Source organism: Pseudomonas sp. NPDC089743, assembly GCF_044748785.1.
Classification (GTDB): domain Bacteria; phylum Pseudomonadota; class Gammaproteobacteria; order Pseudomonadales; family Pseudomonadaceae; genus Aquipseudomonas; species Aquipseudomonas putida_X.
In genome coordinates this window covers 18690-39814 of record NZ_JBIVGS010000010.1, presented here as the reverse complement: position 1 = coordinate 39814, position 21125 = coordinate 18690, and the positions used below count along the sequence as shown (strand labels likewise).

Annotated in this window: 17 protein-coding genes; 10 read left to right on the top strand and 7 right to left on the bottom strand. The window is 61.1% G+C overall.

Annotation, left to right across the window (positions count from 1 at the left end; all coding sequences use genetic code 11):
* Positions 1-178: 178 nt before the first annotated feature.
* Positions 179-778, top strand: a complete 600-nt coding sequence (locus ACIPZC_RS17800; RefSeq protein ID WP_241802740.1) for a Yip1 family protein — start codon at positions 179-181, stop codon at positions 776-778.
* A 139-nt stretch (positions 779-917) separates the two neighbouring features.
* Positions 918-1412 carry a SprT family zinc-dependent metalloprotease gene (locus ACIPZC_RS17795; RefSeq protein ID WP_241802739.1) on the top strand — a complete coding sequence of 165 codons (495 nt, stop codon included), beginning with the start codon at positions 918-920 and terminating at the stop codon, positions 1410-1412.
* 106 nt (positions 1413-1518) lie between these two features.
* Here the strand turns inward: ACIPZC_RS17795 and ACIPZC_RS17790 are convergent, their stop codons facing one another.
* The 4 genes from ACIPZC_RS17790 to ACIPZC_RS17775 all read right to left on the bottom strand — a co-directional run bounded on the left by ACIPZC_RS17790 (position 1519) and on the right by ACIPZC_RS17775 (position 5907).
* Entirely contained in the window at positions 1519-2841 is a 1323-nt protein-coding gene (locus ACIPZC_RS17790) for a dicarboxylate/amino acid:cation symporter (protein WP_241802738.1), read from the bottom strand.
* A 314-nt stretch (positions 2842-3155) separates the two neighbouring features.
* Positions 3156-4502: an ATP-binding protein gene (locus ACIPZC_RS17785; protein WP_241802737.1), complete on the bottom strand. Its 1347-nt coding sequence runs from the start codon at positions 4500-4502 to the stop codon at positions 3156-3158.
* Positions 4499-5176: a response regulator gene (locus ACIPZC_RS17780; RefSeq protein WP_400628515.1), complete on the bottom strand. Its 678-nt coding sequence runs from the start codon at positions 5174-5176 to the stop codon at positions 4499-4501. The genes ACIPZC_RS17785 and ACIPZC_RS17780 overlap by 4 nt, the downstream gene beginning before the upstream one ends.
* Before the next feature lie 125 nt (positions 5177-5301).
* Positions 5302-5907, bottom strand: a complete 606-nt coding sequence (locus ACIPZC_RS17775) for a porin family protein (protein ID WP_241802735.1) — start codon at positions 5905-5907, stop codon at positions 5302-5304.
* Positions 5908-6036: 129 nt separating this feature from the next.
* Between ACIPZC_RS17775 and ACIPZC_RS17770 the strand changes: the two genes are divergently transcribed.
* The gene (locus ACIPZC_RS17770; protein WP_400628513.1) at positions 6037-6828 is read left to right on the top strand and encodes a dienelactone hydrolase family protein; all 792 of its coding nucleotides are present in this window, start codon (positions 6037-6039) and stop codon (positions 6826-6828) included.
* A gap of 63 nt (positions 6829-6891) precedes the next feature.
* The gene (locus tag ACIPZC_RS17765; RefSeq protein ID WP_400628511.1) at positions 6892-7593 is read left to right on the top strand and encodes a 4'-phosphopantetheinyl transferase; all 702 of its coding nucleotides are present in this window, start codon (positions 6892-6894) and stop codon (positions 7591-7593) included.
* Between the two features lie 3 nt (positions 7594-7596).
* Here ACIPZC_RS17765 and ACIPZC_RS17760 read toward each other — a convergent pair whose 3' ends face one another.
* Complete coding sequence (locus ACIPZC_RS17760) at positions 7597-9204, bottom strand: ATP-binding protein (RefSeq protein ID WP_241802732.1); 1608 nt, start codon at positions 9202-9204, stop codon at positions 7597-7599.
* On the bottom strand, positions 9201-9899 hold the full coding sequence (locus ACIPZC_RS17755) for a response regulator (RefSeq protein ID WP_400628509.1): 699 nt from the start codon (positions 9897-9899) through the stop codon (positions 9201-9203). Before ACIPZC_RS17755 ends, ACIPZC_RS17760 begins: the two co-directional genes overlap by 4 nt.
* A 682-nt stretch (positions 9900-10581) precedes the next feature.
* Between ACIPZC_RS17755 and ACIPZC_RS17750 the strand changes: the two genes are divergently transcribed.
* From ACIPZC_RS17750 to ACIPZC_RS17730, 5 genes are all read left to right on the top strand, one after another.
* Positions 10582-13461, top strand: coding sequence for a ribonucleoside-diphosphate reductase subunit alpha (locus tag ACIPZC_RS17750; protein ID WP_241802730.1), 2880 nt, complete (start codon positions 10582-10584; stop codon positions 13459-13461).
* Positions 13462-14008: 547 nt separating this feature from the next.
* Positions 14009-15259: a ribonucleotide-diphosphate reductase subunit beta gene (locus tag ACIPZC_RS17745; protein WP_400628507.1), complete on the top strand. Its 1251-nt coding sequence runs from the start codon at positions 14009-14011 to the stop codon at positions 15257-15259.
* 565 nt (positions 15260-15824) lie between these two features.
* Positions 15825-16361 (top strand): Bro-N domain-containing protein, encoded by a 537-nt coding sequence (locus tag ACIPZC_RS17740; protein WP_400628505.1) that lies wholly within the window; start codon positions 15825-15827, stop codon positions 16359-16361.
* 280 nt (positions 16362-16641) lie between these two features.
* Positions 16642-16944 (top strand): helix-turn-helix domain-containing protein, encoded by a 303-nt coding sequence (locus ACIPZC_RS17735; protein WP_347269605.1) that lies wholly within the window; start codon positions 16642-16644, stop codon positions 16942-16944.
* Entirely contained in the window at positions 16944-18164 is a 1221-nt protein-coding gene (locus ACIPZC_RS17730; RefSeq protein ID WP_400628502.1) for a type II toxin-antitoxin system HipA family toxin, read from the top strand. The genes ACIPZC_RS17735 and ACIPZC_RS17730 overlap by 1 nt, the downstream gene beginning before the upstream one ends.
* Before the next feature lie 235 nt (positions 18165-18399).
* Here ACIPZC_RS17730 and ACIPZC_RS17725 read toward each other — a convergent pair whose 3' ends face one another.
* Positions 18400-19248, bottom strand: a complete 849-nt coding sequence (locus tag ACIPZC_RS17725; protein ID WP_400628501.1) for a hypothetical protein — start codon at positions 19246-19248, stop codon at positions 18400-18402.
* 618 nt (positions 19249-19866) lie between these two features.
* On the opposite strand from ACIPZC_RS17725, the gene ACIPZC_RS17720 reads away from it, so the two are divergent.
* Entirely contained in the window at positions 19867-21105 is a 1239-nt protein-coding gene (locus ACIPZC_RS17720; RefSeq protein ID WP_241802724.1) for an OprD family porin, read from the top strand.
* Positions 21106-21125 lie beyond the last annotated feature (20 nt).

Here is a 21125-nt window from a genome sequence, read left to right as displayed (position 1 = left end):
CAAGGGAATCAGCAGGCGGCCTTACAGCGCGATTTGCTCTAAAAAGCACAGTTTGTGCGGGTAACGGCTTCCTATACTGCGACATAAGGCCACATTACCGCTTCCATCGGTGCCTTGGCCTCGGGCCGCTTGCGCTCCATCTGGGGGGCGATTGGCAACAACGAGAGGAGTGACCGGCATGATTCATCACGTTGTGGGGCTGTTTACCCACCCCGATCAGGAGTGGCGGGAAATACGCGGGGAAGAAGAAAGCATCAGCCACATGTACCTGACGCACACGCTGATACTGGCGGCGATACCCGCCGTTTCGGCATTCATCGGCACTACCCAGGTCGGCTGGGTGATCGGCGACCGGCCAGCGGTGATGCTGACGATGGAAAGCGCTTTATGGATGAGCATCATGTCCTACCTGGCGATGCTCGCCGGGGTTGCGGTCATGGGCGCGTTCATTCACTGGATGGCACGCACCTATGACGCCAGCCCGTCCATGGCGCAATGCATCGCCTTTGCCACCTACACCGCCACACCGCTGTTCCTCGGCGGCCTGGCAGCGCTTTACCCGCACCTGTGGCTGGGCATGCTGGTGGGCACCGCGGCCATTTGTTACACCGTCTACCTGCTGTACGTCGGCTTGCCGACATTCATGAACATACCGACCGATGAAGGCTTCCTGTTCTCCAGCTCAGTGCTGGCAGTGGGCCTGGTGGTACTGGTAGCGATCATGGCTGCGACCGTGATCATCTGGGGACTGGGCGTGGGGCCCGTCTATACCAACTAGCTTCGAAAACACTTAGATCCAACACTGGGGCATCAAACCGGAAGCCGCCGCAAGGCGACTTCCGGCTGTCTGCTGACCGGTGGCTCGGCAGGCTGCCACTGCTTGCGGCATAATGCCCGGTCAGGAGAATTACCCCGCCATGCCCGAGCTGCTCAAACAACGCGTCGAAACCTGTTACCAGCAAGCCGAAACCTTTTTCAAGCGCCCCTTCCCGCGCCCGGAAGTCAGCTTCAAGCTGCGCGGCCAGAAAGCGGGCGTCGCCCACCTGCACGAAAACCTGTTGCGCTTCAACCTGCAGCTGTACCGCGAAAACCAGGAAGATTTCCTGCGCCAGACCGTGGCCCATGAAGTGGCGCACCTGGTGGCTCACCAACTGTTCGGCGACCGCATTCAGGCCCATGGCGAAGAGTGGCAACTGATCATGCGCGGGGTGTATGAACTGCCGCCCAATCGTTGCCACAATTATGAGGTGCGCCGGCGTGTGGCGACCCGCTACATCTATCGCTGCCCGTGCCCGCAGAGCGATTTCCCGTTCACGGCACAGCGGCACAAGTTGGTGCATCAGGGGCGGCGCTACCTGTGCAGGCGGTGTAAAGAAGTTCTGATCTACAGTGGCGAGACGCGGGTTGAATAAACCGGCCTATCGCCGGCAAGCCGCCCCCCCGCAGATACTGCGCTGGCTTCATAGCAAAAACGAGAAAGGCGACCCGAGGGTCGCCTTTCTCATGACGGCATCACACTCAACGAACCGGGACTTCAGCAACGCCCAGGTCATCGGTCGGGGTGTTCAGCTCGAGCGGCGCGCCACCCGAAGCCAGCTCCGATGCCAGCTTGTCGTCGTCCATTTCCTTGACCCACTTGGCCACCACCACGGTCGCAACGGCGTTGCCCACCAGGTTGGTCAGGGCGCGGGCTTCGGACATGAAGCGGTCGATGCCAAGGATCAGTGCGAGGCCGGCAACCGGCAGGTGGCCGACCGCCGACAGGGTCGCGGCGAGCACGATGAAGCCAGAGCCAGTAACACCGGCAGCCCCTTTGGACGCTACCAGCAGCACCAGCAGCAGGGTGATCTGGTGAGTGATGTCCATGGTGGTGTCGGTGGCTTGAGCGATGAACACCGCGGCCATGGTCAGGTAGATCGAGGTGCCGTCCAGGTTGAAGGAATAACCGGTAGGGATCACCAGGCCAACCACCGACTTCTTGGCACCCAGGCGCTCCATCTTGGCCAGCATGCGTGGCAGCGCAGATTCCGAGGACGAGGTACCCAGTACGATCAGCAGTTCTTCACGGATGTAGCGGATCAGCTTGAGCACGCTGAAGCCGTGGGCGCGGCAGATACCGCCCAGCACGACCAGCACGAACAACAGGCAGGTGATGTAGAAGCAGGCCATCAGGTAGCCCAGCTGTACCAGCGAGCCAACGCCGTACTGGCCGATGGTGAAGGCCATGGCACCGAAGGCACCGACCGGAGCCAGTTTCATGATCATGTTGATGATGTTGAACATGACATGGGCGAAGCGGTCGATCAGGTCCAGCAGCGGTTTGCCGTAACTGCCCAGACGGTGCAGGGCAAAGCCGAAGATCACCGAGAACATCAGCACCTGCAGGATGTCGCCGTTGGCGAAGGCACCTACCACGGTGTTAGGGATGATGTTGAGCAGGAAGCCAACGGTCGTCTGCTGAGCACCGGCGGCGGCGTAGGCGGCCACGCTGCTGGCGTTCAGAGTGCTGACGTCGATGTGCATACCAGCGCCTGGTTTGACCACGTTGACGACGACAAGGCCGATGATCAGGGCGATGGTGGAAACGATCTCGAAGTACAGAAGTGCGTAGCCGCCGGTCTTGCCGACCGACTTCATGCTCTGCATGCCAGCAATGCCGCTGACCACGGTACAGAAGATGATGGGCGCGATGACCATCTTGATCAGTTTGACGAAACCATCACCCAAGGGTTTGAGGGCGACGCCGGTTTCCGGGTAGAAGTGGCCGAGCAGGATGCCGATGGTGATGGCAACGATCACCTGGACATACAGGGATTTGTACAGCGGCTGACGTGTCGTCATGGCTAAATTTCCTCAAGTGTGCCGGCTTCATCCTTCCCAGGATGTCAGGGCACCTGAATCGCTAACCCTCCTGCACCCGGAGGGATTTGTCGTTGTGTTCGAGCTGCCTGGGCAGGCCTCTGCCAAGTCAGATAGCAAGGGCGATGCCAAAACGCCCACGAAGGGTGCAAAGGCCGTATTTGCTCGTGGGAAATGCCCAACGACAGGGCGAATTGCCTGAGGAGAGATGGCGGATTTCCGCCCGATGGCGGGATTTGTACAGGGGCCTTGGCGGGAATCCGCCCGCAGGTGATGGGGCACCCTGCGCCTGAACGTCAATCCAGGTAAAAGGTGACCCGCAATGCCGCTCCGCCCAGCGGCGAGTCGTCCAGGCTCAATTCAGCGTCGTAGCTGTCGACGATATCTTTGACCACTGCAAGGCCGATTCCCTGCCCCGGATGCTGCCGGTCCAGCCGCTCGCCCCGTTCGAGAATCCGCTCACGCTGATCGGCCGGTACACCCGGCCCGTCATCGTCGATGCTCAAGGTCAGCCGCCCAGGCGCCTCCTGCAGGCTCACCCGCACCTGCCCCAGGCACAGGCGGAAGGCGTTTTCCAAGAGGTTGCCCAACAGCTCCAGCAGCGCGCCCTGCTCCATCGGCACCTGTGCCTGCGCCGGCACTTCGAGCAGCACTTCGACGCGCTTGTCGCGGTACACCTTGGCCAGGGTGCTGCACAGGCTGTCCAGCACCGGAAGCAACTGCACGCTGTGGCGCACCAGGCCACTCTTGCGCAGGCTGGCGCGCTGCAACTGGTAGTCGATCTGCTGGCTCATGCGTTCGATCTGGCTCTGCAGCACCCGCGCCTGCTCACGCTCACCCGCGCGCTGCTGCATGCTCTCGCCCACGCCCTGCAGCACCGCCAGCGGCGTCTTGAGGCTGTGCGCCAGGTCCCCCAGCGAGTCGCGATAACGCTGGCGCTGTTCCCGCTCACTGCGCAGCAGACGGTTGAGCGAGCCGGTCAGGCGCAGCAGCTCACGGGGGTGCTCGGCACTTAGCCCGTCGCGGGCACCGGCCTCCACCTCATCCAGCTCGCGGCTCAGCCGCCTCAGGGAACGCAGGCCCCAGGTCAGGCCGGCCCAAAGCAATACCAGCAACGCCAGCGAGGCCGCACCAAAGCCCAGGTAGAGCTTTTCACGCAGGCCATCGAGGGTTCGCTGGTACTCACGCACCGGCTGCAGGGCAACGATGCTATAGGCGGCGCTCTGGCCACCCAGCAGCTTTATTTCGACGTCGTAGACAAAGAATTCCTCACCGTCATCCTGGTGCATACGGGCGAACTCATTACCGCGTCCATCGTAGCGCGGCTGGTAGTTGATGTGCTGGTCGGCCGTGGCCCGGGAGCGCCAGACCAGCTTGCCTTCGCGGTCGAAGATGTAACCGAGCAAACCGGTATACGGCAGGTTGTAACGCTCGTCCGGCAGCAGTGCGGGCATCTGCAACTGGCCATGCTCGATGCGCGCCGAAGAAATCAGCGTGGTCACATCCGACGCCAGGCGCTGCTCGATCGATTCCTGCAAGGCCAGGCTGAAGGCCTTCTGCAGCGCGGGTAGCAGCGCCAGCATGAACAGCACCGCGAGAACCGCTGCCGCGAGCATCAAGCGCACCCGCAGCGAACGAATCATCGGCAGCGCTCGGTGAACAGGTAGCCCAGGCCACGCACCGTGTCGATCGGTTTGAACCCGCGCTCACCTTCGAGCTTGCGACGCAAACGGCCGACCAGCACTTCGATGACGTTGGGGTCACGCTCCTCGTCGCCTGGATACAGCTGTTCCATCAGGCGCTCCTTGGCCACCACCTGCTGGTGATGACGCATCAGATATTCAAGGATGCGGTACTCGTAGGCGGTCAGCGCCAGCGGCTGCTCGTCAAGGGTCGCCTGCTTGCGGTTGAGGTCCAGCAGCAAGGGCCCTGCGGCGATGGTCGACTGGGTGAAGCCGCTGGAGCGGCGCAGCAGGGCATTGAGGCGTGCTTCAAGCTCTTCGAACTGGAAGGGCTTGACCAGGTAATCATCGGCACCGGCGGCCAGGCCTTCGACCTTGTCCTGCCAGTTGCCCCGGGCGGTGAGAATCAGAATGGGAAAGGTCTTGGCCTGGGCGCGCAGGCGGCCGATCAGTTCCAGGCCGCTGATGCCGGGCAGGCCGAGGTCGATCACGGCCAGGTCGAAGTGAAATTGCTCGGCCTGGTACAGCGCTTCTTCGGCGTCAGCCACGGCCTGGACCACATGGCCGCTTTCGCTCAGGCGGGTATGGAGGTGGTGCCTTAGCAGGGCTTCGTCCTCGACCACCAGCAGTTTCATGTGACGCTCCTTCCTATGTTGGCTGTACCGGCCTGAGCGCCGGCAGGCCGGCTCCCGCACTCAATAGCAGTGGGGAACCCGGCTTGCAGACGATGAGGCCCGTAGAGGATAACTCGACTCGGGCATCAGAACGTGTAGTTCGCCGACAGGTAGGTCTGAGCACTGCTGGTCAGGCGCAAGGTCCCCTCTTTCGGCCCGCCGCTCGCTCCCACCTCGGTCGCCGCATTGGTACGCAGATAGCGGTAGCCCAGCTCAACCGAAGCCCGGTCGGTGATTTCCTGGATTACGCCGGCCTGCAGGCCCACTGCATAGCCATAGTCGGTATCACGGCTGGCCCCTGGCGAGTCCTGGGTCAGCTTGGTCATGCCCAGGCTGCCGCCACCGAACAGTTTGGTGGTGTCGCCTACCGGCAGGAACAGATCATAGCTGCCCAGCAGGTTCTCCTGGCGCAGCTTCAGGCCGCTGTGGTCGCCCGAGACGTTGTCGTAGGTCATGTAGTAGCGACCCTGGTCGTTGATCTTGCCCAGGCGCACGCCCCAGGTGTCATCCTTGCCGATGATGCCGTCGGCGTTCAGGTGGTCGGTGTTGCGTTGCAGCAGCCCAGACTTGCGGACCTTGTCGCTGGTCTGGCCGTAGGTCAGGCTGGCGAAGTTGTCGTCGGCGGCCTGGGCGGTGGTCATGCCCGCTGCACAGACAGCCATGGCGGCAAGCAGGGTATTGAAGGTTTTCATGACGTTGTACTCCAGTTGAATGCGCTGTTTCGGTCTGGAAGCTAGAGTAAGCAGAACGCCCTGAACCGCGGCTGAACCCTGGCTGAACCGGGGCTGAACGATACGTTTGCAAAACAAGGAGTAGTGAACATGCGTGCCCTGCTGGCTTTGACCCTGATGTGCAGCGCCGCTCTTGCCCAGGCGGCAGTAGTGACCCGAGAGATCCCCTACCAGGACGACGATGGCAACCGCCTGGTCGGCTACTACGCCTATGACGATGCACTGGAGGGCAAACGCCCGGGCATCGTCGTAGTGCATGAATGGTGGGGGCTCAACGATTACGCCAAGCGTCGTGCCCGTGACCTCGCGGCACTGGGCTACAAAGCGCTGGCCATCGACATGTACGGTGACGGCAAGCACACCGAGCACCCGCAGGATGCCCAGGCATTCATGGCCCAAGCGCTGAAGGACCCGGCCGCGGCGGCCGCGCGCTTCGACGCGGGCCTTGAACTGCTGAAAAAGCAGCCGAACGTCAACAAGCATCAACTGGGCGCCGTAGGTTACTGCTTCGGCGGCAAGGTGGTGCTGGATGCGGCCCGGCGCGGCGAGAAACTGGACGGCGTGGTGAGCTTCCATGGTGCACTGGCTACCCAGACGCCGGCCAAGCCTGGTGTGGTCAGGGCCGACATCCTGGTGGAACACGGCGCGGCGGACAGCATGGTCACTGATGAACAAGTCGCCGCGTTCAAGGCCGAAATGGACGCGGCCAAAGCCAACTATCAATTCGTCAGCATCCCCGGCGCCAAGCATGGCTTCACCAACCCGGATGCCGACCGCTTGAGCCACGGCGCCCATGGCGGGCCGGACATCGGTTACAACAAGGCTGCGGACGAGCGTTCATGGGCGGACATGCAGGCGTTCTTCAAGAAAGCGTTCGACTGAAGATTGCCGGGCCGCTTCGCGGCCCATCTCCCACACAGCCACAGCGGCTGGCACAATACCGCCATGAACAGATTGCCTTCCTGCTGTGACCCGCTGCAGCACCACTGGCCCCTGCCCCGCCCGTTGCCCGGCGCGGTGCTGGTCAGCTGTGCCTTCGACCCCAACCGCCTGGCCGCCGACGACTTCCAGCGTGCCGGTATCGAACCCAGCCTCAGCCTGCAACGCTCGGTGGCCAAGCGTCAGGCCGAGTACCTGGCCGGCCGGGTGTGCGCGCGCGCCGCGCTGCAACGCCTGGATGGCCGTGACCATGTGCCCGGCACCCACGAAGACCGTTCGCCGATCTGGCCCACGGGCATCCACGGCTCGATCACCCACGGCAAAGGCTGGGCTGCGGCCGTGGTTGCAGCGCACGGCAGTTGCCGTGGCCTGGGGCTGGACCAGGAAGCACTGCTGGACGACGAGCGAGCCGAACGGCTGATGGGCGAAATCCTCACCCCGGCAGAGCTTGAGCGCCTGGACCGCAACCAGGTGGGCCTGGCGGTTACCCTGACCTTTTCACTCAAGGAAAGCCTGTTCAAGACCCTTTACCCACTGACCCGGCAGCGCTTCTACTTCGAGCACGCCGAGATACTGCAGTGGTCACCTGAAGGCCTTGCACGCCTGCGCCTGCTCATCGACCTGTCGCCCGAATGGCGCCATGGCGTCGAGCTGGACGGCCAGTTCTGCGTGCAGGACGGTCACCTGCTCAGCCTGGTCAGCGTTTAAGCCTTACAGCGGCGCCTGCTCGCGTGGCCAGTTGAGGCTGAAGCAGGCACCGCCCAGCGCTTCACTTCGCCCTACCGTGGCCCGGCCGGCGTGCCAGTAGATGATGCGCCGCACGATCGACAGGCCCAGACCATGCCCTCCCGAAGCCCGGGTACGGCTGTCGTCGAGCCGGGTGAACGGCGTGAAGATGCGGTCCCAGTAACCTTCGGGGATGCCCGGCCCGTCATCTTCGACTTCGATGCGGCAGCGCTGCTGGCCCAACTCATAGCTCAACCGCACCTCTGCCCGGGCATGGCGCAGGGCATTGCTGACCAGGTTCTGCAGCGCCCGATGCAGATAGCGCGGTTCGGCCTCGACCCAGGCCTCTTCGCCACCCTGAAGCTGACAGGCACCGCGCACCAGCCTGACTTCGGTATTGAGCGGGGCCAGTTCGTCGATCACCCGGTCCAGCAAGGCATCCAGGTCGACGCGCTGGAACTTCAGGGCCGGCGCGCCCTGCTCCAGGCGGGCGTAGGTCAGCATCTCGTCGACCAGCTTGTCCAGGTCCTGGATATCGCCGTCCATGCCCGCCAGGTGCTTGGCGCGGGCCTGATCGGTCGGCGCGCTTTCGATCATTTCCAGGCCAAAGCGCAAGCGCGCCACGGGCGTGCGCAACTCATGGGACACCGCCCGCACCAGTTCGCGCTGCATGTTCAGCGAACGCTGCAGGTGTTCGGCCATGCCGTTGAACGCTGCCGCCAGGCGCCCGACCGAATCGGCATCGTCGGCCGGCACGCGGGTTTCCAGGCTGCCCTGGGCGATGCGCGTGGCGGCCATTTCCAGGCCCGAGACCCGCCGCTCCAACTGACGCACCAGCAGATAGACCACCAGGCCAATCAGGCACAGGCCGAGGAATGCGATCAGCACCAGCAATTGCGGCGGATAGGGGTTGAGCTGGTACAGCGGGCCAATTTCCAATACCCAGGGCGAGCCCGGCAAGCCTGCGAACACGCGGATCGAATCGCCATCCTTGCCCAGCGCCATGACCGTGTCGCCCTCCTCTACCCGGCGCCGCTGGTCATCGTCCAGGCCCACGCGCTCCAGGCGCTGCAGGGCAATACCAAAACCGAACCCCTTGCTCTGCTTGATCTGCGCCAGGCGCTGTTGCTGTTCGGTGACGGGGTAGCGCACCAGTTCATCGGCGAGCAAATAGAGCGTGGCCCGCGCCAACTGCTCGCTGACCTGCTTGACCTCGGCCACCAGCAGCAGGTCTTCCTGGCCCACCTTGCGCAGCACCTGCGCGGCGTGCGGGCCGGTCTTGTGCACCACCACCAGGGCGCGATTGAGCCGCGCGCGCTGGCCTCCATCAAGGGTGCGCGCTGACATCGGTTGCAAGTCCAAGGGCACGCCCAACAAGCGCTCCCACATCAACAACGAGCGTTTGCGTTCGGTTTCATTCTGCTGGGCCAGGTTGTCTGCCATCAGGCTGAACGTGCCTTGGGCCAGACGCTCGCGGTGCTGGGCGGCGCGCACCTCGTTGACCAGGTGCAGGCTGAGCACGCCGAGCAGGGCCACCAGCACCAGGACCGCGAGCATGCCGCCATAAATGCGCAGGAAGATCGAGTTGTTCATGGTGCATCGCCGACGAACAGGTAGCCCTTGCTGCGCAGGGTCTTGATAAGACGGGGGTGGACAGGGTCATCACCGATCTTGGGGCGGATCTTGGAGATGCGCACGTCGATGGAGCGGTCCTGGCCGTCGTAACCGACACCGCGCAAGGCGGTAAAGATCTGCTCGCGCGACAGCACCCGCCCGGCGTTGCTGGCCAGCAGCCAGAGCAGATCGAACTCGGCACCGGTCAGTTCGATCAGCTGTTCGCCAAGCCGGGCTTCGCGCAGGCGATTGTCGATGCGCAGGGCGCCAAAGGCCAGTTCTTGGGTTTTGCCTTGTGCCGGCTCGCTGCGCCGCAGCAGGGCCTGGATGCGTGCCAACAGCAGGCGCGGGCGCACTGGCTTGCACACGTAATCATCAGCACCCAGGTCCAGGCCCTGGACCTGGTCGAGTTCATCGCTGCGGGCGGTGAGCATGAGGATGGGGCCTGCGTACTGGCCACGTACCCGGCGACAGATGCTCAGGCCGTCTTCACCGGGCAGCATCAGGTCGAGGATGACCATGTCTGGCTGGCTGTCGACGATGCGCCGGGCGGCGCGCGCGCCATCGCCCTCCACTGCCACCTCGAAACCGTTGGCCTGCAGGTATTCAGCCGTGAGCTCGGCGAGGCGCTGGTCGTCTTCGACGATCAGGATGCGGGGTACGGGTTGGTCCATGGCGTTTGCCTTGATTGTTGTTTTTGCGTTGCCTGTGCCGGCGCTATCGCCGGCATCGCCGCCTTAACCAAAAGGCAACATCCCCTGCCGATACTACGTCCCGCACCCAGCACTGCCAACCTCACCCGAAACACCCCTGGACTGAAGCGTTTTTTGTGCTAGGGTTCGCGCCCTGAAAAATCTGCACTGGGGCAACGAGCTGCAGAAAAAAAAACTGCAAACCACTTGGTACAAGGCCTACAGCGAATACCCACTATTCACTCACAAAGTACGCACAAGTTATCCACAAGCGCTCGCCTTGCAAAGCCCCCGATACCGCATTATCTTGTATCCCCAGCGCAGCGAACCACTAGATGTTGGGTTTCACGTACCAACCCCAAGCACGAGTCAGCAGAGAAACTCAAGCGATTTTTCTGCCTGAACTTATTGTGGTTTCAACAACCAAACCGCTCCAGCGGAGATGGAGAGCAACAGCTTTTGGGCTAGCCCCATAGCCTTTGACTTCGGCCAGGGAGCGGCATGTTCTTTGCCCCTTATTCCTGAGTCTGTCCCGAAGTCGGTACGCCCGAGCGGGCGGATGCGTGCGCATGACGCATCCCCGCCAGGGCCGTCGAACGAGTGGACAGAACGGTGGGCGCCCAAAAGGCGCCTGAACATATAGAAATTGTGGAGACACCCACCCATGCAAACCGACACAACTCGCGAGAACCCGCAGGCTTTGGCGCCGCAGGCTGCCGATTCCAACCAGGATCTGGCCGCGACCGCTCCGGGCCAGCTGCGCGTGATCAAGCGCAACGGCACTGTCGTCCCTTACACCGACGACAAGATCACCGTGGCCATCACCAAAGCGTTCCTCGCAGTTGAAGGCGGCACCGCCGCTGCCTCGTCGCGCATCCACGACACCGTCGCGCGCCTGACCGAACAGGTCACCGCCACGTTCAAGCGTCGCATGCCATCGGGTGGCACCATCCACATCGAAGAAATCCAGGACCAGGTCGAACTGGCGCTGATGCGTGCCGGCGAGCAGAAAGTCGCCCGTGACTACGTGATCTACCGCGACCAGCGTGCCAAAGAGCGCGCCACCCGCGCCAACACCGACGCCGCGATCGAGCCGCACCCAAGCATCCGCATCACGCTGGCCGACGGCAGCCTGGCGCCGCTGGACATGGCGCGCCTGAACACCATCATCAGCGAAGCCTGCGAAGGCCTGGCCGAAGTCGATGGCGACCTGATCCAGCGCGAAACCCTGAAGAACCTGTACGACGGCGTAGCCATCAAAGACGTCAACACCGCCCTGGTGATGACCGCCCGTACCCTGGTAGAGCGCGAGCCGAACTACTCGTTCGTCACTGCCCGCCTGCTGATGGACACCCTGCGTGCCGAAGGCCTGGGCTTCCTGAACGTCGCCGACAGCGCCACCCACCACGAGATGGCCGACCTGTACGCCAAGGCCCTGCCGGCCTACATCGCCAAGGGTGTCGAGTTCGAGCTGCTGAACCCGGCCCTGGCCGACTTCGACCTGGACAAACTGGGCAAGGCGATCAACCACGAGCGCGACCAGCAGTTCACCTACCTGGGCCTGCAGACCCTGTACGACCGCTACTTCATCCACAAGGATGGCGTACGCTTCGAGCTGCCGCAGGTGTTCTTCATGCGTGTGGCCATGGGCCTGGCGCTGGAAGAGAAAGACAAGGAAGCCCGTGCGATCGAGTTCTACAACCTGTTGTCGTCCTTCGACTACATGGCCTCGACCCCGACCCTGTTCAACGCCGGCACCCTGCGCCCGCAGCTGTCGAGCTGCTACCTGACCACCGTGCCGGACGACCTGTCGGGCATCTACCACGCGATCCACGACAACGCCATGCTGTCGAAATTCGCCGGTGGCCTGGGCAACGACTGGACCCCTGTGCGTGCACTGGGCTCCTACATCAAGGGCACCAACGGTAAATCCCAGGGCGTCGTACCCTTCCTCAAAGTGGTCAACGACACCGCCGTGGCCGTGAACCAGGGTGGCAAGCGCAAAGGTGCGGTGTGTGCCTACCTGGAAACCTGGCACCTGGACATCGAAGAATTCATCGAGCTGCGCAAGAACACCGGTGATGACCGTCGTCGTACCCACGACATGAACACCGCCAACTGGATTCCTGACCTGTTCATGAAGCGCGTCTTCGATGACGGCAAGTGGACCCTGTTCTCGCCATCGGAAGTGCCAGACCTGCACGACCTGACCGGCAAGGCCTTCGAAGAGCGCTACGAGTACTACGAAGCCCTGACCGAGTACAACAAGATCAAGGTGTTCAAGACCATCCAGGCCAAAGACCTGTGGCGCAAGATGCTGTCGATGCTGTTCGAGACCGGCCACCCATGGCTGACCTTCAAGGACCCGTGCAACCTGCGCTCGCCGCAGCAGCACGTGGGCGTGGTCCACAGCTCGAACCTGTGCACCGAGATCACCCTGAACACCAACAAGGACGAGATCGCGGTCTGCAACCTGGGCTCGATCAACCTGCCGAACCACATTGTCGATGGCAAGCTGGACACCGCCAAGCTGCAACGCACCGTGAACACCGCCGTGCGCATGCTCGACAACGTGATCGACATCAACTACTACTCGGTGCCGCAAGCACGCAACTCGAACTTCAAGCACCGCCCGGTCGGCCTGGGCATCATGGGCTTCCAGGACGCACTGTACCTGCAGCACATCCCTTACGGCTCCGACGCTGCCGTCGAGTTCGCCGACAAGTCGATGGAAGCGGTCAGCTACTTCGCGATCCAGGCGTCCTGCGACCTGGCCGATGAGCGCGGCGCATACGAGACCTTCCAGGGTTCGCTGTGGTCCAAAGGCATCCTGCCGCTGGACTCGCAACAGATCCTGATCGAGGCCCGTGGCCAGAAGTACATCGACGTCAACCTGGAAGAAACCCTGGACTGGGCACCGGTACGTGCCCGCGTACAGAAAGGTATCCGTAACTCGAACATCATGGCCATCGCGCCGACCGCGACCATCGCCAACATCACCGGCGTGTCGCAGTCCATCGAGCCGACCTACCAGAACCTGTACGTGAAATCGAACCTGTCGGGCGAGTTCACGGTGATCAACCCGTACCTGGTCCGCGACCTGAAAGCCCGCGGCCTGTGGGACTCGGTCATGATCAACGACCTGAAGTACTACGACGGTTCGGTGCAGCAGATCGAGCGTATCCCGCAGGAGCTCAAAGACCTGTACGCCACCGCGTTCGAAGTCGAGACCAAGTGGATCGTCGATGCCGCCTCCCGTCGCCAGAAGTGGATCGACCAGGCGCAATCGCTGAACCTGTACATCGCCGGCGCTTCGGGCAAGAAGCTGGACGTGACCTACCGCATGGCCTGGTACCGTGGTCTGAAGACCACCTACTACCTCCGTGCCCTGGCCGCGACCAGCACCGAGAAGTCGACCATCAACACCGGCAAGCTCAACGCCGTTTCCAGCGGTGGCGACAGCGCCCCGGTCCAGGCAGCCGGCCCAGCGCCAGTGCCGAAGGCCTGCGCGATCGACGAGCCTGACTGCGAAGCCTGCCAGTAAGGCCTGACTGCCGCGCGGGGTGCCTAGGGGTGCCACGCGCGGCATTTTTGTATCCGCGCTTCACAGAAACCTTGGCCCTTGCCCGCCGCTCGCGCGGCTCGGTAGAAGTCGCCACCGCAGCTCGTGTTGCCTGACCCGGCCTCATCGCCGGGACGCGCGACACAATTCTCCCTAAACACTATATGGTGTGCCTTAAAATTTAAACTGGCACAAGATATAGGTTGGCGCTACACTCTCCCCCCGTAGAACAACACAGCCATTTCGTGAACGGACGCACGCAAAACCGGTCGAAAAAGTTACCCTCGCCCGCAAGACATGCGCCCCGATCGAAGGTGAATTCCGGTATACTTTGCGCCCTCTGAAAAGAGCGCCATTCAGTGTCCTGGCCCCTCCCCGAGGCCTGGCCAGGACAAGCCAGAACACATTCAGATGTAAACGAGAGTCAGCCTCTCGAGCTGTCCATTCGCCGTTACGGCCTTGCGTCAGGCATCACATTCTTAAAATCCAACCGGTTGCCCCATGGCGACCCTCAAGCAGGAGCCAAACCATGCTGAGCTGGGACGAATTCGACAAAGAAGACGGCGAAGTAGCCGCCAAAGGCAACACCCCTGCGCAGGCCACTGCCGCCGCCACCCTCGACAAGCTCGACAGCGCCGGTGGTGCCGCCGCCCTGGAAGCCCGTGCGGCCACCGCTTCTGACTCCGATGCCGTCAAACGTGCCAAGGCTGCCCTCGACGCCCTCGACGTTGCCGAAGGCCTGGCCGAGCTGGAAGGCTCCTCGGCCCGTGTTGCCGTTGACGAAAAGCGCATGATCAACTGCCGCGCCGACCTGAACCAGCTGGTACCGTTCAAGTACGACTGGGCCTGGCAGAAGTACCTCGACGGCTGCGCCAACCACTGGATGCCGCAAGAGGTCAACATGACCGCCGACATCGCCCTGTGGAAGAGCCAGGACGGGCTGACCGAAGACGAGCGCCGCATCGTGATGCGCAACCTCGGCTTCTTCTCCACCGCCGACTCGCTGGTTGCCAACAACCTGGCCCTGGCCGTGTACCGCCTGATCACCAACCCGGAGTGCCGCCAGTACATCCTGCGCCAGGCCTTGGAAGAGGCGATCCACACCCACGCCTACCAGTACTGCATCGAGTCGCTGGGCATGGATGAAGGCGAGATCTTCAACATGTACCACGAGATCCCGTCGGTCGCGAAGAAAGCCGCCTGGGGCCTGAAGTACACCCGTGCCATCTCCGACCCAGAGTTCAACACCGGCACCGTCGAAACCGACAAAGAGCTGCTGCGCAACCTGATCGCCTACTACTGCGTGCTGGAAGGCATCTTCTTCTATTGCGGCTTCACCCAGATCCTGTCCATGGGCCGCCGCAACAAGATGACCGGCGTTGCCGAGCAGTTCCAGTACATCCTGCGCGACGAGTCGATGCACCTGAACTTCGGTATCGACGTGATCAACCAGATCAAGATCGAGAACCCACACCTGTGGGACGCGGCGATGAAGGAAGAAGCGACCCAGATGATCCTGCAAGGGACCCAGCTGGAGATCGAATACGCCCGTGACACCATGCCACGCGGTGTATTGGGCATGAACGCTGCGATGATGGAGGACTACCTCAAGTTCATCGCCAACCGTCGTTTGACCCAGATTGGCTTGAAGGAAGAGTACCCAGGGACTACCAACCCGTTCCCATGGATGAGCGAGATCATGGACTTGAAGAAAGAGAAGAACTTCTTTGAGACGCGCGTGATCGAGTATCAGACGGGTGGGGCGTTGAGCTGGGATTGATATCCAAAGGGCTGCCAAGAGGCAGCCCTTTTTTATTGAGGCAATACAGGCTACCTGAGCTCTTTTCGGAAACTGAGTTTGTTACCTATGGCAGATCAGGAGCTTTGATTAAGCACTTCGCAAGCTCAAGCTTGGAAACTTAATCTTAGACCTACCCTCATATATCCCGGCAACTACAGCCAAAGCAAAAAAGCCTAACAAAGAAATTCAGAAAAGGACTACAGCTTTTGAGTTTGACGGGCTCGTCTGATCGATTTACCTTTCTCCGCGGCGCCTAAGAAACGCCTCACGTAGCGGTCAATCCGCCCCGACAGATGCGGCATTTTTTTGCCTGTGGTTTAATCCTGCGCGCAGAAAACGTGTTATGTCGGGAGCGGACTAATACAAGACCCGCAAGGGGAATACGTCCGGTCCGCTACGTGGGATTTCTTAGCTCCCGACACCCAGCCCTAAGAAAGCTGAAATCACGTAGAGGTAAAGGAAATGCCTATCAAGCCTAGCAATACCGTACCTTCCCCACATGCACCACACCTGCTCGAGTCTTTAAAGATTGCGGAGGCCGGCCATGACTGACCTTCACACCCCTATCCTCTTCACCCGCCACAACCGCCCCCTCCACTCGCTCTGGCTCGAATCCCAAGCCTGGTTCTGCGCTCACGAACTAGGCCGGCTGAGCGCTCACTTCTTCGATGAACACTGCATTCGCAAACTCGACCCGGACCAGTACCGCAACGTGCAGCTGCTGCGCTATGGGCAGTGTCAAGAGACCATGATGGTCAGCGAATCCGGGGCCTACACCTTATTGGCGCATCATCACATTCCGGAGAACCGCCATCTGCGCTGGTGGCTGACGCATGAGGTGGTGGCGGTTCTGCGCGATGGGCAGGCGGCAGCATTCGAGGATGTGCCGCGACTTGGACAGATGTGTTGGCCAGGCGGGCGTACGGCGACGCTGTTGTATTGGCAAAGTGAGCCCTGGGTTCGGATGCGGGATATGCCGGTAATGATGGCGGGGGAAGCGGCCGGACACTCGCCGATGGCGAAGCGCAAAATGAGCTGGCGCGAGTGCGCTCAGCGGGCATTGCGCATGCATGGCGTCTAAAGAGCTGCTGTGAGCACCACGTAGCGAATGCCGATCAACTCTCTTCATAAAAGCCTCTATAAGCATGCTTAAGCCACTTAAGCATGCTTATAGAGACGTTAAATGCTGAAGTCCTACGGGCTCGCCGCCTACCTCGAATGCTCTGCAGAATCCAGTGGAAGACGTATCCTCCATGATTCGCCTGCCCATACACTCGGGTCGGCACTCGGGTTTTCAGTACATATAAGCAGTGCTATAGTCATGCTTACCTTCGATAAAAACGCTTATAGAACATCTTAAAATGCTCGCCTTCCCCTTGATGTGTGCAGACCGGCTAACGAAAATCGGGCTTCTGGTCAAAACCAGACGGCTAGAACGTCGAATGCGTCAGAAAGATCTTGCAGCTCAATCCGGCCTGTCTACCACCACGCTGAGCAAAATCGAAGCAGGTACGCCGACTGTGGAAATGCGCAGCTATATGACCGCACTGTGGCATCTCGGCCTGCTTGACGATGTCTTCAAGGAAATCCCTGAGGCCTCCCCCGCGCCCTACACCACCGAGCATCGCGTGCGTCTCAAGCGTATCTCCGAGGATGATTTCTAATGCCTTCACTGTACATTTACATCCAGCAACCTGCATCGCTTGAGGTCACCACGCTCGGGCGCCTTACCGTGGAAAAGGGTGTAGGTGAGTTCGTCTACAGCCCTGACTATTACAAGGCAGGGGGCTGGGTGCCTGATCCACTGCACTACCCTCTGCGCGTGGAGCCCTATACCAACATTACCAAGAACGGCGGCCTTCCTGGCTTCATCAGGGATGCCGCGCCGGATGGCTGGGGCGAGCGGCTGGTCATCCGCGAGCATGGCGGCGAGATGGACGCTATCAGTTACCTGCAGAAGTCGCCCAACCATGATCGCGCCGGCAGCCTGATGGTGGGCAGCAGCAAAGTGCCACCTGAAGGCATCGGCCAGGCAGGTCTGGGCACACTCACTCAACTGGATGCGTTTATCCAGTTTGCAGACGGAGTCCAGGGCGGCTTCCCACCTGGCACGGATAGAGCGACCAAGGCTACGTTGCAGCAACGCTCCTCGCTCGGTGGTGCGCGCCCCAAATGTACCTTGGTCGAGGCAGGCAGATTCATCCTGGCCAAACCTCGGGATCGCCACGACAACTACGACATCCCTTCGCTTGAATATGCGTGCATGGTATTCGCCGCCAGCAAAGGCTTGAATGTTGCCAACGTTCGCTTGCACAAAGGGCGGGTCAACACATTGCTGGTCGACCGGTTTGACAGAGCGCCGGCAGCTAACGGCCAATACGTACGCGTTCCGATGCTAAGCGGCTTGACCTTGCTCGACAGCAACTGGCTCGGGCAGGGGGATTGGAAGAAATGGCATTACGGGGTGCTGGTAGACGAAATGAACCGCCGTGGCGTGCCGGAAGCGGACCGCCAGGAGCTGTTCAAGCGGATCTGTTTCAACATTCTTGTCGGTAACGATGATGACCATCCTAAGAATGTGGCAGTGGTGTTTACGAACGACTGCTGGCGATTGTCGCCGATGTATGACGTAGTGCCGACTACCGATGGGGCCCCGCCTTCACGCCTGGCAATGGCTATCGGGAGTTATGGGCATGAAATTTCACGACGAAACCTGTTGAGCCAAGTTGAACACTATGGGCTCTCCCAGGCGCAGGCCATCGAGATAATTGATGAAGTGGTGAGCTGGGCACCGGATCTCGAGGAGCATTATCGTCGCAGCCTCGAAGCGCCGGAGCGGGACCTTGCCATAATGGCCATGGGTGCAAGCAAACTGCTTGAATGACCTGCAAGCACAGCATTCGAGCGTGGACCGGGGGGGGACAACTGGATAAGGGAGAGGCCTCGCCCACGCCGACAAGGGGCAGAAGTGTGCCCGACATGGAACAAGCCAGTCACGTGGTCGAGGGCGAGGCCGTGGAGGAGTATAAGGCAGGTTGGCGGAGACACCAACCCCCTCGAAGCGCTTCAATTCAGGTTTGACTCAATCAGGAGCCGCCAAGCGGCTCCGCTGCCTGTCGTCAGGCAGTGACGGCGTTGTCCGCCTGCGCTTGCGGTGCGTCTAGCAGGTTGTGCAGGGTATTGAGGAACAGATCGAAGCTCATGATCCCGTTACCGACGGTCGACAACAGTGTTTGACCGCTCTCGTCCTTGATAACAACCAACTCTGTCCACTGATTGAGGTCGACATTGGCCAGGCTGCTCAACGCGACCTTACGGCCATCGATGTCGAGCGCGTCGCGGGTGACGGTCAGGGGCTTGGTGGTGACGTTAAAGAAGTCGCCACTGATCCGCTTGCCCCATACCTGTTTGGTGTCGAGATAGTTGAACTGCACCCCGCCACCGTTTTGAAGCGTGGCGTATACCGCTGGCAGCCGTTCGTTCAGATGCTGGTCGCGCACCTGTTCGATAAAGGCGAACAGGCCCTTGAGGTGCGGATTGACCCGGCGGAAAGGCTCGCTTGCATTGCGCCGATAAGCCAGGTTGTTGATGAGGCCTGCGAAGGCTGTCTGGCCAGAGGCGAACAGGTACACGTCATTCATCTCGCTGAAAGGCACGTAGTCACGTTCGCTGCCGATGATCTGGCAGATGCCTTTTTCGTAGACCTCGTAACGCGCTTTGCGCAGCTTTATCTGCCACAGGGCCAGGGCAAACATGCTCAGCCCGAGCACAGCCAGCAAGGCGACGGTGAAGTAGAAGATGTGCTTGGGTCCGTTGAATTGCAGGTCGCTGGCGATACTCTGGTAGCCGACGAAAACGGCCAAGCCGAAGAATATGCTGCCCAGGATGAGCATGCTGATGATCAGCGCCTTGCCGTAGCCATAGGTGCCCAGCAGCTTACCGGTGGATGTAGGTGGGGTGTATTGCATGATGGAGCCTCCTTGCGTGTGAAAATGACATCATGTCGATGGTGGCAGTAAGACATGTCCTGTTAGCAATGGTTCATGGGGAAGGGTCCGCTCGGTACGCACGCTTGCATAGGCGCTCAACGATCTCACCGGGTTTTAAATCCAACATAACGCGTCTTAACCCCCCTGATCCGGTCCTGATACACAAAGTTCCAGGGTTACCGGCCAATCAACGCCCTTCACACCGACTTTAGTCGTAGTATCTCTTTCAAGGCAGGGGGATGCCCGCCCTAGAGCTTCCGTTGATGAAAAATGCCTCTCAAAAAGGTGCTACACGAGGATTTATTCGCCTTGGTAGGCGTTGACATTACCGCCTGCGCTTGCTAAAAAATCGCCATAGTTGTACGACAACACATAACAAAAACAACAATCAGTGGACACTCTCCCCATGTCGACCCCCATCGCGCTACACCCAAGCCTCGCACCGCCCTCCATTGCGTCACGCACGGCCACCTAGTGCCGTAAACCCGGTTCACCCTACCCGGCCTTCACCGGCCCGTACCCACCCGCTCCTGCCGCAGGCCGCTTTCGCGTGCCCGGTGGACGGGTTGCCTCACCCTTTTGTGGAGCACAACAATAATGAAAATCTGCCAAACCCTTCCCCTCGCCCTGCTGGGCGCCGGCATGATCGGGAGCTTGCCGGGCACCAGCGTGGCCGCAGGCTTCATCGAGGATTCCAAAGCCACGCTTGGCCTGCGCAACTTCTACATCAACCGCAACTTCACCAACCCCAGCAACCCGCAGAGCAAAGCCGAGGAGTGGACGCAGAGCTTCATCCTCGATGCACGCTCAGGCTTCACCGAGGGGCCGATCGGTTTCGGTGTGGATGTGCTGGGGATGTGGTCGGTGAAGCTCGATGGCGGTGGCGGCACCTATGGTACCGCCCTGCTGCCACGGCATGACGATGGGCGGCCGGCGGATGACTTCGGGCGCCTGGCGGTGGCGGGCAAGGCGCGGATTTCCAAGACTGAGCTGAAGATCGGCGAGTGGATGCCGGTACTGCCCATCTTGCGTTCCGACGATGGCCGCTCGCTGCCACAGACCTTCCGCGGTGGGCAAATCACGTCCAATGAAATCGCCGGGCTGACGCTGTACGGCGGGCAGTTCCGCGGCAACAGCCCGCGCAACGACGCCAGCATGGACGACATGAGCTACGCCGGCGCCCTGTCGGACCGGTTCAACTTCGTCGGTGGCGAATACAAGTTCAACCAGGACCGCACTCTGGTCGGGCTGTGGAACGCTGTGCTCAAGGACGTCTATGAGCAGCAGTACCTGCAGCTGAGCCACAGCCAGCCGGTGGGCAGCTGGACCTTCGGCGCCAACCTCGGCTACTTCCACGGCGGCGAAGACGGCTCCGAGAAGGCCGGGCAATTGGACAACAAGACGTATTCGGGGATGTTCTCGGCCAAATATGGCGGCAACACGTTCTGGGTGGGCCTGCAGAAAGTCGATGGCGATACCTGGATGCGGGTCAACGGTACCAGCGGCGGGACCTTGGCCAACGACAGCTACAACTCCAGTTTCGACAATGCCAACGAGCGCTCCTGGCAGGTGCGTCATGACTTCAACTTCGTCACCGTTGGCGTGCCGGGGCTGACGCTGATGAACCGCTACATCAGCGGCAAGGACGTGCACACCGCGTCGGTCAGCGACGGCAAGGAGTGGGTGCGGGAAACGGAGCTGGCCTATGTGATCCAGAGCGGGGCGTTCAAGGATCTGAGCGTTAAATGGCGCAACTCCTCGATTCGGCGCGACTACAGCAACAACGAATTCGATGAGAACCGGTTGATCTTCAATTACCCATTGTCGTTGCTGTAAAGGCAGGCACGTGGCGGCCC